Origin of the sequence: Nocardia sp. GP40, assembly GCF_050434125.1 — a bacterium.
In the GTDB taxonomy this organism is placed as follows: Bacteria; Actinomycetota; Actinomycetes; order Mycobacteriales; family Mycobacteriaceae; genus Nocardia; species Nocardia albiluteola.
In genome coordinates, this window is the sequence record NZ_JBNPVW010000021.1 from 32,524 (window position 1) to 45,209 (window position 12,686).

Below are 12,686 nucleotides of genomic sequence, written 5' to 3' on the forward strand. Positions count from 1 at the left end.
AGCGCGGCCTAGGGTGGATCGCATGGTGACCGTAGACGAGCTGTTCGCAATCGATTCGCTGCTCAGCGACCAGGAAATTCAGATCCGCGACACCGTGCGGGTGTTCGCCGAGCAGCGGCTGCGACCGCATATCGCGGACTGGTTCGAGCGGGGCACGTTCCCGGTCCGCGAGCTGGCGCCCGAGCTGGGCAAGCTGGGCCTGCTGGGGATGCATCTCGAGGGGTACGGCTGCGCGGGCACGTCGGCTACCGAGTACGGCCTGGCCTGCATGGAACTCGAGGCGGTCGATTCCGGCGTGCGCAGCCTGGTGTCGGTGCAGGGCTCGCTCGCCATGACGGCGATCCACCGGTTCGGCTCCGAGGAACAGAAGCAGCGCTGGCTGCCGGACATGGCATCCGGTCAGGCGATCGGCTGCTTCGGGCTCACCGAACCCGATTTCGGCTCCAATCCGGGCGGGATGCGCACCCGTGCGGTCCGCGACGGCGCGGACTGGGTGCTCGACGGCTCGAAGATGTGGATCACCAACGGCTCGGTCGCCGACGTCGCGGTCGTGTGGGCACGTACCGAGGAGGGGATTCGCGGCTTCCTGGTGCCCGCGGGCACCCCGGGCTTCACCGCCCGCGAGATGCACCGCAAGCTCTCACTGCGCGCCTCGATCACCGCGGAGCTGGATCTGGAGGGGGTGCGGCTGCCCGGCGAGGCGATGCTGCCGGGCGGTAAGGGCCTCGCGGCGCCGCTGGCGTGCCTGTCGGAGGCGCGGTTCGGCATCGTCTTCGGCGCGCTCGGCGCCGCCCGCGACTGCCTGGCCGCGGCCATCGACTACGCGCGCACCCGCGAGGTGTTCGACAAGCCGCTGGCCGCGTATCAGCTCACCCAGGCCAAGCTGGCCGATATGGCGGTAGAGCTGGGCAAGGGCGAGCTGTTGGCGCTGCATCTGGGCCGGCTCAAGGATCGCGGCGAACTGCGGCCCGAACAGGTCAGCGCGGGCAAGCTGAACAGCACCCGGGAGGCCATCGCGATCGCGCGAGAGTGCCGGACCATCCTGGGCGCCAACGGAATCACCCTGGACTATCCGGTGCTACGCCACGCGAACAACCTGGAGTCGGTGCTCACCTACGAGGGCACTGCGGAGGTGCATCAGCTGGTGCTGGGTGAGGCCCTGACCGGATCCAAAGCATTTCGCTGACAGGCAATTTGAGCGGCGAGCCGAATGGGATTTCCCACTCTCTACAAATGCCCGGAGGTTGCTAGGCTGTCGGGGTATTTCTGTTCGGCTCCGCGTTGCTCGAAGTGTCGGCGCGTAAGACTTTGAAGCGCCTGCATAAATCGCACGGAGTTCCCGCGCTGACCGCGGCGCGGGAATCACCGGCGGTGTGCGCGGCACTGGATCAGCACGCGGCCGCGATCCGCGACATCCTCGAGCTCGGCATCGAGAATTCGGCGGTCGTGCCGGTGCCGGTGCTGCTGGCCGGATACGCCCGCGGACTGGTGGAACATTCGGGGCGGGCGGTGCTGCGCGCGCCGCACGATACCGCCGGCTGGGTACGCGCCGAATGGATCCAGTTGAGATTGGCCGGTGTGTGCTCGAACATGTCACGACGCAGCCGCCTCGAAGATCGGTACAGCAGCGAGAGAGGTTCGCGCCGGAAGGGCACTCGGGGCGACAGGGCCCGACCGCCGACGATCAGCCCGCGTGGGGCTCGCTGTCGACCAGGTGCAGCCCGGGCCGCCGCCGGGCGGGCGTCGAACCGCCCGCACCGCCGATGAGCAGCACCGCGAGCACGCCGCCGACGATGAGCAGCACCGTCAGGAGGAACGGCACGGTGACCTCGGACGGCACGCCGACGCGGCCCAGCGCCGTGGCGCCCCCCGCGCCCCAGAGGACCACGGCCGCGAAGCGGCCCAGCATGCGACCCCGCCCGGAATCACCGATTCGATTCGTGACCCAGCCCATGACCATGCGGCCGAGCATGGCGGTAATCGCACCGATGACCAGTGCCACCGCGATATCCGGTACCCACGACGCGATATCTCGCAACAGCGAGCCGACCGTGTTCACGAATCATCCCCTCGCACCCATGCGCCCCGGCCGGATACCGGAACTCCAATTCGGTTATACCTCGCAAAAATCCAACGATCCACTATTTGCGTGAATATTGCCGGTTCAAGTATTGCGAGAGAGGAGACCGGTCAGTAGGCCGAATTGACGTTATCCATGGAGCCATAGCGGTCGGCGGCGTAATTGCAGGCCGCGGCGATGTTGGCGACCGGGTCGTAGATGTCCCAGGAGGTGCCGTTGACGTGGTACGCCCGGAAGGTCGGGTCGATGACCTGCAGCAGCCCCTTGGACGGGATGCCCGCCGCGGCGTTGGAGTCGTACAGGTTGATGGCCTGCGGGTTACCGCTCGACTCGCGGATGACGTTGCGGTAGATGCCCGCGTAGCTACCCGGGATGTGGTTCGCGGCCAGGATGTCCATCGCCTGGTGGATCCAGCCGTCGAGGTTGTCCGCGTAGACCGGCGCCGGCGGGGGCGGCGGCGGAGGCAGCAGCTGCGGCATCGGCGCCGGGGCCGGCGGCATCGGCAGCGCGGGAGCAGGGGCGGCGGCGATCGGCGCGGCGGTCGGCGCGGCGATCGGCGCGGCGGCCGGGTGAGCGGTGGCCTCCGCGATCGTGTGGGCCAGGGCGACCGGCTTGACCTGGGTCGTGTGCTCCCCGCCCGCCGAGGTGATGGCGGCGAGGGCGGCCACGGCCAGGGTTGCCGCACCGGCGGTCCGCGCGACCGCCTTGGCTCTACTGCTCTTGTTGGACGTACTCGACATCGACGTTTCCTACTCTTGTTTTCGGCCGTTACCGGCCTGCAGCAGGCAGCACCGATCAGGGGCGGGCACCGCTCTCGGCGGGCTCGTCCCCGGTGCGACATGCTGGTGGACTCGAGAGGGAGGCTGTGCGCTCCCCGTGGGATTCGGCTCGACTCAGCGGCGGCCGGGCGGTCCGGCGACGACGCGGGAGGCATGTGCTGCCGTGGCGGCACACGCTGCAATTGCGGTGCCTCCCGGCACGGCGGCAGCGATCGTGTTCCGCATGAGCGTCACCAACTCCTCATGTAATCCAGACTCGGGGTCTGATAACCAACGAGGTCACAGGATGATTGCGGTAGGTTAACGTAAACCTAACCAAAGGTGAACAACTAGTGTTGCGACCCTTCGGTGCGGACGATCCGAGGTTGCTATAACGCCGTGAGCGGGCGATTTAATCGTTACCTATCGGTGACCTACATCACAGAAAAAGTCGGTGTGTCGAGCTGGACGAGACCGATTCGACCCGGTTTTCGGGGACCTTGGACACCGTTTGGTAACAGCGTCGAGACCTATCGCATCCACTAGAAATGTGCTCGGCGCCACATGGTACGACGCTCGAGGCAATCGGGCGGCAAAGCGATCCGGGCCCCCGAGCATCGCGCGCACGGCGGTCGACACTCCGCACGGCAGCGGCGCGGGCGGGCGCTCGCTCAGCGCGAGGGCGGCCCCAGGACCGGGGCCGCGATCATCGACAATGCCGGGAACCGGATCCGGTTCAGCAATTCCGACGCTCCGAGCACAGCCGCCGGCAACGCCATCCAGGAGATCGCCTGCCACCGGTCCATGCCTACCTATGATGCGCAAGACATATGTAACAGCGGACTACATACCAGTTATCGCCACGGCCGTGCGGCCAGGCAGCCAGCTCAGCGTAGATTTCCCAGCTGATTAGCTACACGGCGGCAGCTGCCGCTCATCCCAGCCGAAGCATCACGCCTCGGCCGGGAAATCAGCGATCATGCAGCGACCGACGCTCAGTGTGTGGACGGGATCCCCGACGCGCTCAGGAACCCGAGCAGGTCGTGCCGGGTGATGACCCCGATCGGCTTGCCGTCCTCGACCACCATCAGCGCGTCGGTGGCCTCGAGCTCCTTGGTGACCGCGGAGATCGGCTCGCCGGAGCCGATGAGCGGGAAGGACGGACTCATGTGCTTGGACACCGGATCGGTGAGATGGGCGCGGCCCTCGAACACCGCGGACAGCAGATCGCGCTCGGTGACGCTGCCGGCCACCTCGCCCGCCATCACCGGCGGTTCCGCCCCGACCACCGGCATCTGCGAGACGCCGTACTCGCGCAGGATCTCGATGGCATCGCGCAGCGTCTCCTGGGGATGGGTGTGCACCAGATCGGGCAACGCGCCGGACTTGCCGCGCAGCACGTCGCCGACGGTGGCCTCGGCGACGCTGCCGTCCAGGCGGGACTGCAGGAAGCCGTAAGAGCTCATCCACTGGTCGTTGAAGATCTTGGACAGATAGCCGCGACCACCGTCGGGCAGCAGCACCACGACGACCGCTTCCGGGTCGCGCTCGGCCACCCGCAGCGCCGCCACCACGGCCATGCCGCAGGAGCCGCCGACCAGCAGGCCCTCCTCGCGGGCCAGGCGTCGGGTCATCTCGAAGGAATCGGCATCGGAGACCGCGATGATCTCGTCCGGGATCGCCGGGTCGTAGGCGCTGGGCCAGAAGTCCTCACCGACGCCCTCGACCAGATACGGCCGCCCGGTGCCGCCGGAATACACCGAGCCCTCGGGATCGGCGCCGACGACCTTGACCTTGCCGCCCGAGACCTCCTTGAGGTAGCGGCCGGTGCCGGTGATGGTGCCGCCGGTGCCCACACCCGCGACGAAGTGGGTGACCTTGCCCTCGGTGTCGCGCCAGATCTCGGGGCCGGTCGTCTCGTAGTGGCTGGCCGGGCCGCCCGGGTTGGAGTACTGGTCCGGCTTCCACGCGCCCGGGATCTCGCGGACGAGGCGATCGGAGACCTGGTAGTAGCTGTCCGGGTGCTCGGGCGCGACCGCGGTCGGGCACACCACGACCTCGGCGCCGTAGGCGCGCAACACGTTTCGCTTGTCCTCGCTGACCTTGTCCGGGCAGACGAAGACGCATTTGTACCCGCGCTGCTGGGCGACCAATGCCAGGCCCACGCCCGTGTTGCCGGAGGTCGGCTCGACGATCGTGCCCCCCGGCTGCAGCAGTCCCTGCTCCTCGGCGGCCTCGATCATCTTGACCGCGATGCGGTCCTTGGAGCTGCCGCCGGGGTTCAGGTACTCGACCTTGGCCGCCACCAGGCCGGACTCCGGACCCACCACGGAGTTCAGCCGGACGAGCGGAGTATTGCCGATCAGCTCGACGACGTGATTCGCGATGCGCATGCCGCCCATAGTTCCAGAAGTAGCTGAACAATCCCACGCGCCCCCGGACGGTTCTCGCATCCGATGAGCGAATTCGCGCGACGCCGGTCCGATTTCCCTTCGAGCACACGAGGCTCCGGGGGCCTATCATCTGCGGCGTGAGGATGCCGAAGAGTGCCCGCAGTATCGCAGCCGTGCTCGGAACCGTCGGGGCCACGACGGCGATCGCGTCGTCCGCCGTGGCGGGCGCACAGACCACCGAATTCCCCCAGACCACCAGCCTGTTCTACGGCGGACTGTGTGGCGGGAACATCCGGACCTGGGCCGACACCAGCCCCGACTACGGCGGCCGGGCGGTGATCAACATCCAGGCCCAGCCCATCGCGGGCCTGGGCTCCGGTTCCTATCCGCTCGCACCGCTGTGCAACGTGCAGACCACGGTCGCGTGGCGCAATCTGAACACCGGCGCGGTCGGCCAGTGGGGGGTGAACGTCGTCGCGGGCATCTACGGCAGCATCCTGTATGCCCTCTACCAGAACACCGGACCGGGCACCATCGATGTCACCGTCAGCACCAACAACCTGAGCGTGCCCACGCACGCCACCTTCGTCGTCCCGGGTTCACCGCCGCCCCCGGGCCACTGAGCCGAGGTCGTCACGGACAAACGCACCCCATACCCGAAAGCCGGGTCAGGGGTGCGTTTTTGGGAAATCCGGCGGTTGTACGCGGCGCGGCCCGCATCCGCCACCTGTCCGGCGGCTGCCGCACACCGTCACCGGGAACCGATGTGCGGAGGTGAACGTTCCTCATGGCGTCCGGTGCGAACACAGATCCAGCGATACCCAGGAGGTCGTTGACGATGACGCGCACATGGCGCACGCTCGCGGTCACCGGTGTCGCGACGGTGGCGGCGGGGTCCAGCGCGGGCACCGCGTGGTGGGCGACCTATCGCCTGCTGATGGCGCAGGCCCGCTCGGCGCGCACCGCCATCGGCCGCGACACCGCCAAGCCGCCGGAGGCCGACGGGGTGTATACGGCCGGCTGCGGAGAGCCCGAATCATGGCGTATCGGTGTGCGGTTCGACGTCCACCTGATGATCTTCGGCGATTCCACCGCGGCCGGCGTCGGCTGCGGCACCCCCGATGAGGTTCCGGGGGTCCGGATCGCGCGCGGCCTGGCCGACACGACGGGCCGGCGAATCCGGTTGAGCACCAAGGCGATCTCCGGGGCTACCTCCAAAGGCCTTGCCGGACAGGTGGATGCGATGTTCGTCGCGGGTCCGCCACCGGATGTCGCGGTGATCCTCGTCGGCGCCAACGACGTCACCAAGAAGCATTCGGTATCGCGCTCGGCGCACCGGCTGCGGCAGGCGGTGCAGCGGCTGCACGAGGCGGGCAGCGTCGTCGTGGTCGGCACCTGCCCGGATCTCGGCACGGTCATCGCCATTCCGCAGCCGCTGCGCACCCTGGTGCATGGGTGGAGTACGCGCCTGGCACGGGCGCAGGCGGCTGCGACCCGGAGTGCGGGCGGATATCCCGTCCGCATCGGGGATCTGCTCGGCCGCGACTTCCGCAGCGCCCCCGAGGCCCTGTTCTCCGCCGACGGCTTCCATCCCTCGGCCGCCGGATACGAACTCGCGGCCGGGCACCTGCTCCCCGCGGTCCTGCGCGAACTCACCGACCACGAATCCCGGCCCGCGGACCCGCGGCCTGTCCGGGCCGGAAGCGTCGGCCGAGTGTCACACCTCACGGCCGGTTCGGACATCGGAGGCATACCGGGTGTTCCTCGGCCGACAGGTGCGACGTAAATTCGGAGGAGAATTCCACTCGTGTGTACCGAACGGCCGCTTGGTCGTTCACCGTCCGATAAAGGAGTCCTCATGCCCGAGGCCGTCATCGTTTCGTTCGCCCGCTCCCCCATCGGGCGCGCCGGCAAGGGTTCCCTGGTCAGCATGCGTCCGGACGATCTCGCGACCCAGATGGTCCGAGCCGCCCTGGACAAGGTTCCCGCGCTGGACCCGCATCAGATCGACGACCTGATGCTGGGCTGCGGCCAGCCCGGCGGCGAGGCCGGATTCAACATGGCCAAGGTCGTGGCCACCCAGCTGGGCTACGACTTCCTGCCCGGCGTGACCCTGAACCGCTACTGCTCCTCCTCGCTGCAGACCACCCGCATGGCCTTCCACGCGATCAAGGCGGGCGAGGGCGACGTGTTCATCTCCGCCGGCGTCGAGACCGTCTCGCGCTTCCCGAAGGGCACCTCCGACGGCTGGCCCGACACCCACAACGGCACGTTCGGCGAGGCCGAGGCCCGCACCGCCAAGCGCAGCGAGGCCGGCTCGGACCGCTGGGCCGACCCGCGCGAGAGCGGCGAGCTGCCCGACATCTACATCGCGATGGGCCAGACCGCCGAGAACGTCGCCCAGTACACCGGCATCTCCCGCGAGGACCAGGACCACTGGGGCGTGCGGTCGCAGAACCGCGCCGAGGAGGCCATCAAGGCGGGCTTCTTCGAGCGCGAGATCACCCCGGTGACGCTGCCGGACGGCACCGTCGTCACCACCGACGACGGCCCCCGCGCGGGCACCACCTACGAGAAGATCTCGCAGCTCAAGCCGGTGTTCCGCCCCGACGGCACCATCACCGCCGGTAACGCCTGCCCGCTCAACGACGGCGCCGCCGCGCTGGTCGTCATGAGCGACACCAAGGCCAAGGAGCTGGGCCTGACCCCGCTCGCGCGCATCGTGTCCACCGGCGTGTCCGGCCTGTCGCCCGAGATCATGGGCCTGGGCCCGATCGAGGCGGTCCGCAAGGCGCTGAAGCTGGCCGGAAAGACCATCGACGACATCGACCTCTACGAGATCAACGAGGCGTTCGCGGTGCAGGTGCTGGGCTCGGCCCGCGAGCTGAAGATGGACCTGGACAGGCTGAACGTCTCCGGCGGCGCGATCGCCCTGGGCCACCCGTTCGGCATGACCGGCGCCCGCATCACCGCCACCCTGATCAACAACCTCCAGACCCACGACAAGCAGTTCGGTCTGGAGACCATGTGTGTCGGCGGTGGCCAGGGCATGGCGATGGTGATCGAGCGCCTCAGCTGATCGTCCCGACAGTCGGTCCGGCCCTCGGTGTAGCCACGGCAGCCGGGGGCCGCATCGCCGGGCTGAGGCGTGAAACCAGTCAGCACTACGCGGTACCATTCGGTACCATCGAGTGATGGCAGGTCTCAACGTGAGGTTCAGCGAGGAGGAACTGACCTCCTTGCGTGAGCGTGCCGAAGCGGAGGGGGTCAGCATGCAGGTATTTGTGCACAATGCGGTGATCACCGCGATCAATGAGCGGGCGCGCGTGTTCAACGAGGCGGCCGAACATGTCCTACGGGTCAGTGAGGAGCTGAACCGGAGACTCGCCTGATGCAGTACCTGACACTGCAGGAACTGCTGAATCTGGCGAAACGGCTTGGTACGGACGAAGTCCGAGACTACGGGCTCCTCGACTCCGCCTTGGCGCGGCCACAATCGAGCGTCTTCGGCCAGGATGCCTATCCCGACGTGTGGACCAAGGCTGCGGCGTTGATGGAATCATTGGCCCTCAACGGCCACCCGTTGGATGCCGACTTCAACGTGGACACAGCGGAGCAATTCGTCCTGGGTGTATGCCAGGGAATGCACGACGTGACAACCACTGCGGAGCATTTGAGACAGTTCGCCGCAGAAGAACTCTGATGTCGCGGCCGAGACGGGACGCGATGGCGCGGCGGCTTCAGGCCTGCTGCCGATCGACTCGGGCCAGGAACTTCTTCACCAAAGGGCTTGCGACGGAACGGAATTCCTCGAAGTAGGCATGCCGCGCGCCCGGAATCAACCGGACTTGCGCGCCCGGGATGCGCTCGGCGATGAGCGGGGCATTGGCGGCGGGGTTGAAGCGGTCGTCGGCGCCATGGATGACGAGGGTGGGGGCGGCAATGTCGGGCAGCGCGTCCCAGGCATCGTGGCGATGGCTCGCGATCAAATGGCGGCGCTGGGCATAGGACGGCATGTCCGGATCGCCGAGGGTCTGGTACGGACCGGTGGTGCGGGCCAGGTAGTCGGGGGTGTACATCAGGTCCAGCAGCGTCTGGTGAGAGGTGGCCGGGTCGGCGAGCAGGTGGCGGATGTCGCTGCCGCGCTCGATGCTGTGCTTACCGCCGGCGGATGTGCAGCCGAGTACCAGTGCACGCACTCGATCGGGGTGGCGCGCCGCGACCCACTGCGCGACCCGCCCGCCCATCGAGGTGCCGTATACGTCGGCTCGGTCGATGCCCAGATCGTCCAGGGCCGCGATGGCATCGTCGGCGAATCCCGGTGTGCTGTAGACGATGTCGGGCTTGTCGCTGTCGCCGGTGCCGCGGTAGTCGAGGGTGATGGTGCGATGGGTGTCGTGGAAGTCGTCGCGAATGCCGTCCCACCAGTGGTGATTATTGGACTGCCCGGCGATCAGCAGCAGCGGGAAGCCCTTGCCCGCAACCTGGTACGCGATGCGAACGCCGTCCCGAGCCCGCGCCCATGATCGGAGCGCACCGGTGGGCGACGCATGATCCGCGCTGCGGGCCGGCGGCTGGGTACTGGGCTGAATTCCGGGCATGCCTGCGAAATTACCCGTGAACGAACGGATACGGGTCCGCAGGTGTAGGTGCGACGGGGCTACGCGCCCTCGCCCAGCAGGGCGCGTAGCGCGGAGTCGCCGAGTTGCCGCAGCTCGGCATGACTGCGCCCGGCCGCGGCCTGGACGGCGATGCCGTCGGAGATCGTGTGGATGAGGGCGGCCAGCGCGGCCGGTTCCTGGCGGGACGGCAGGTCGGTGGCTTGCTCGAGACGCCGACGCAGCGCCGCCTCGCCGGCCTTGCGGACCGCGACGGCGTCCCGACGGACAGCGCGCGCATCGGGTCCACCCGCTTGAACGGTCTTGACGCACAAGCAACCGTGGGGCGTATTCTCCCCCGCGGTCAGGTCGACCGCCCCGTGGATCAGCCGCTCGACGACCTCGCGGACGGTGGGCGCCTCCAGCGCCTCGGCGGCGTATCCGCCAGGGCCGTCGAGGTAGCGGGCCAGGACCCTGCCGAACAGTTCCTCCTTGTTGCCGAAGGCGGCGTAGAGGCTGGGCTTGTTGATGCCCATCGCAGCGGTCAGGTCGGTCAGCGACGTGCCCTCGTAGCCGTACCGCCAGAACACCTCCAGCGCGCTGTCGAGTGCGGCGTCTGCGTCGAATGAGCGTGGGCGTCCGCCGGGCATGTCGTCCTCCGGGCTATCTCCATAGTTTCTTACCTATCGGTACATTACCCCTTGCGCCGAGACATCCGGGCCCCTAGTTTCATACCGAAAGGTACACAACTAAGGAGTGCGCATGATCCGAGTCGGAGTTGTCGGGGCCAGCGGCTGGGCGGACGGCTCGCACCTGCCCGCGCTCGCGGCGCTCGAGGAGTTCGACGTGACCGCGGTCGCGACCACCAACCGAGCCAGCGCAGAGCGGGCGGCCGCCGCCCACGGCACGCGGCACGCCTTCGCCGGAGCCGCCGAACTCGTCAGGCACCCCGAGGTCGACCTGGTCGTCGTCTCGGTGAAGGCCTCCGGGCATGCCGCCGCGATCAGGGCGGCGCTCGATGCCGGCAAGCACGTCGTGTCCGAGTGGCCGCTGGGCATCGACGCCGGCGAGGCGGCCGAGCTGACCGAGGCCGCCACCGCCGCCGGCGTCGTTCACGCGATCGTCCTGCAGGGCCACCATTCCCCGAGCGCCCGCTTCGCCGCGGACCTCCTGGCCGACGGCCGGATCGGCACGCTCGAATCCGTCGCGCTGGTGGCGGAGGGCTCTCCCTGGGGCGGCAGCCGGATACCGCCCGACCTGGTGTTCGGCCTCGATCCCGCGGAGGGAACCAACATCCTGAGCATCATGGCCGGCCACTTCCTCGCCACGCTCGAACGGGTCGCCGGCCCATTGAGGCAGGTCTCCGCGCGGCTGCCCCGCACGCACGATCGCGTGCTCGTCACCGGGACGGAGCGAACCGTGCCGAATGCCACCGCGAGCCACGTGCTGTTGCACGGACGGCTGGCCGGCGGCGCCACCGCGTCGGTCGCGGTGCACGGCGGCAACGGACCCGCCCGGTACGGGTTCCGCCTCGAGATCGTCGGCAGCGACGGAGCACTGACGGCCACCCCTGCCCAGCCCGGGACATTCATCCACTGGGGCGACTGGGACATCCGGATCGGCGAGGAAACCCTGGCCGTGCCCGACGCATACCGCACCGTCCCCGCCGGCGTCCGATCCGGGCCACCGGCCAATATCGCAGCCCTCTACCGGGAGGTCGCCCGGGCCATTGCCGAAGGCCGGCAAGCGAATCCCAGCTTCGAGGCCGCCCTGCGCCACCACCGGCTGCTCGCCGCCATCGAAGAGTCCGCGACCGGCGCAGTGGCCCGGGACATCGCGTAGCGGGCGGGGCGGACATACAAAACGGGTGGTCACCGGATTTCCGGCGACCACCCGTTCGAGTCGGGAGCAGTCGGCTAGTTGCGCTGCAGGTAGCTCAGCAGGCGCAGGATCTCGAGGTACAGCCACACCAGGGTGACCGTCAGGCCCAGGGCGACCCGCCAGGCCGCGCGCTCCGGGGCGCCGGCGCGGATCAGCTGGTCGGCCGCGTCGAAGTCGAGCAGGAAGCTGAATGCCGCGATGCCGATGACGATCAGGCTGAACACGATCGACATCGGGCCACCGTCGCGCAGGCCGAGGCCGCCCGCATGGAAGAAGCTTGCGACCAGATTGCCGAGCATCAGCACGACCACACCGATGATGGCCGCGACCACCATCCGGGTGAAGCGCGGCGTGACGCGGATCGCACCCGTCTTGTAGACGACGAGCATGCCGAAGAACACACCGAATGTCCCGAGCACCGCCTGGGCGATGAGCCCGCCGCCGCCGACACCCCGGAATTGAACGTTGGTGAACACGAACGAGATCGCGCCGAGGAACAGGCCCTCGAAGGCGGCGTAACTCAGCACGAGGGCCGGGTTGTCCTGCTTGCCGCCGAAGCTCGCGACCATGACCAGCACGAACGCGACCAGGGCGCCGATGCCCGCGAGGGGCCCGGCCAGCGCGCTGTTCATGGCGGTCAGGGCATAGGAGATGATCGCCATGACGGTGACCACGCCGAGCGTGATGCCGGTCTTGGTCACCACGTCGTCGATGGTCATCGGCCGGGTGGCCGGGACCTGCTGGTAGGGCTGATAGGGCTGCTGCGGATACGGCTGGCCGTACTGGTCGAACTGTCCGGCGCCGGCGGGCGGCGTACCGAACCCCGCGTAGCCGCCGCGCTGCTGCTGCGGCAGATTTCTGAAGATCGGGTTGCTGGAAGTGCGCACCGTTCTCGGCCTTTCCGGAAGTCGCAACCCACGGCGATCGTGGGCCGTTCTGAGTATCCAACGTCCGGCCTGGAACACAAGTTCCCAAC

The 12,686-nt window shown here is 68.5% G+C and carries 15 protein-coding genes; 8 read left to right on the forward strand and 7 right to left on the reverse strand.

Features of this window, described 5'->3' with window-relative positions:
- Positions 1-22: 22 nt before the first annotated feature.
- Together ABH933_RS40960 and ABH933_RS40965 are read left to right on the forward strand one after the other, a co-directional pair.
- Complete coding sequence (locus ABH933_RS40960) at positions 23-1,186, forward strand: acyl-CoA dehydrogenase family protein (protein WP_429427651.1); 1,164 nt, start codon at positions 23-25, stop codon at positions 1,184-1,186.
- Between the two features lie 185 nt (positions 1,187-1,371).
- Positions 1,372-1,767 (forward strand): DUF6401 family natural product biosynthesis protein, encoded by a 396-nt coding sequence (locus tag ABH933_RS40965; protein ID WP_429455283.1) that lies wholly within the window; start codon positions 1,372-1,374, stop codon positions 1,765-1,767.
- Here ABH933_RS40965 and ABH933_RS40970 read toward each other — a convergent pair.
- The 4 genes from ABH933_RS40970 to ABH933_RS40985 all read right to left on the reverse strand — a co-directional run bounded on the left by ABH933_RS40970 (position 1,685) and on the right by ABH933_RS40985 (position 5,231).
- Positions 1,685-2,059, reverse strand: a complete 375-nt coding sequence (locus ABH933_RS40970; protein ID WP_429427647.1) for a hypothetical protein — start codon at positions 2,057-2,059, stop codon at positions 1,685-1,687. The genes ABH933_RS40965 and ABH933_RS40970 overlap by 83 nt on opposite strands.
- A 131-nt stretch (positions 2,060-2,190) precedes the next feature.
- Positions 2,191-2,820 (reverse strand): transglycosylase SLT domain-containing protein, encoded by a 630-nt coding sequence (locus ABH933_RS40975; RefSeq protein ID WP_429427645.1) that lies wholly within the window; start codon positions 2,818-2,820, stop codon positions 2,191-2,193.
- 689 nt (positions 2,821-3,509) lie between these two features.
- Entirely contained in the window at positions 3,510-3,644 is a 135-nt protein-coding gene (locus ABH933_RS40980; protein ID WP_429427643.1) for a hypothetical protein, read from the reverse strand.
- Between the two features lie 189 nt (positions 3,645-3,833).
- Entirely contained in the window at positions 3,834-5,231 is a 1,398-nt protein-coding gene (locus ABH933_RS40985; RefSeq protein ID WP_429427641.1) for a cystathionine beta-synthase, read from the reverse strand.
- Positions 5,232-5,374: 143 nt separating this feature from the next.
- Between ABH933_RS40985 and ABH933_RS40990 the strand changes: the two genes are divergently transcribed.
- The 5 genes from ABH933_RS40990 (at position 5,375) to ABH933_RS41010 (ending at position 8,934) form a co-directional block, all read left to right on the forward strand.
- Positions 5,375-5,854, forward strand: a complete 480-nt coding sequence (locus tag ABH933_RS40990) for a hypothetical protein (protein WP_429427713.1) — start codon at positions 5,375-5,377, stop codon at positions 5,852-5,854.
- A 215-nt stretch (positions 5,855-6,069) separates the two neighbouring features.
- Positions 6,070-7,017, forward strand: coding sequence for an SGNH/GDSL hydrolase family protein (locus ABH933_RS40995; RefSeq protein ID WP_429427639.1), 948 nt, complete (start codon positions 6,070-6,072; stop codon positions 7,015-7,017).
- A 72-nt stretch (positions 7,018-7,089) separates the two neighbouring features.
- Positions 7,090-8,310, forward strand: a complete 1,221-nt coding sequence (locus tag ABH933_RS41000) for an acetyl-CoA C-acetyltransferase (protein WP_429427637.1) — start codon at positions 7,090-7,092, stop codon at positions 8,308-8,310.
- Positions 8,311-8,425: 115 nt separating this feature from the next.
- Entirely contained in the window at positions 8,426-8,623 is a 198-nt protein-coding gene (locus ABH933_RS41005) for an antitoxin Phd (RefSeq protein ID WP_215923616.1), read from the forward strand.
- Positions 8,623-8,934: a type II toxin-antitoxin system death-on-curing family toxin gene (locus tag ABH933_RS41010; protein ID WP_429427635.1), complete on the forward strand. Its 312-nt coding sequence runs from the start codon at positions 8,623-8,625 to the stop codon at positions 8,932-8,934. The genes ABH933_RS41005 and ABH933_RS41010 overlap by 1 nt, the downstream gene beginning before the upstream one ends.
- A gap of 37 nt (positions 8,935-8,971) precedes the next feature.
- Here the strand turns inward: ABH933_RS41010 and ABH933_RS41015 are convergent, their stop codons facing one another.
- The gene (locus ABH933_RS41015) at positions 8,972-9,832 is read right to left on the reverse strand and encodes an alpha/beta fold hydrolase (RefSeq protein WP_429427633.1); all 861 of its coding nucleotides are present in this window, start codon (positions 9,830-9,832) and stop codon (positions 8,972-8,974) included.
- 59 nt (positions 9,833-9,891) lie between these two features.
- Positions 9,892-10,479 carry a TetR/AcrR family transcriptional regulator gene (locus tag ABH933_RS41020; RefSeq protein WP_429427631.1) on the reverse strand — a complete coding sequence of 196 codons (588 nt, stop codon included), beginning with the start codon at positions 10,477-10,479 and terminating at the stop codon, positions 9,892-9,894.
- 112 nt (positions 10,480-10,591) lie between these two features.
- On the opposite strand from ABH933_RS41020, the gene ABH933_RS41025 reads away from it, so the two are divergent.
- Positions 10,592-11,671 (forward strand): Gfo/Idh/MocA family protein, encoded by a 1,080-nt coding sequence (locus ABH933_RS41025; protein ID WP_429427629.1) that lies wholly within the window; start codon positions 10,592-10,594, stop codon positions 11,669-11,671.
- A 74-nt stretch (positions 11,672-11,745) separates the two neighbouring features.
- Here the strand turns inward: ABH933_RS41025 and ABH933_RS41030 are convergent, their stop codons facing one another.
- Positions 11,746-12,597: a Bax inhibitor-1/YccA family protein gene (locus ABH933_RS41030; RefSeq protein ID WP_215923611.1), complete on the reverse strand. Its 852-nt coding sequence runs from the start codon at positions 12,595-12,597 to the stop codon at positions 11,746-11,748.
- Positions 12,598-12,686: the final 89 nt, after the last annotated feature.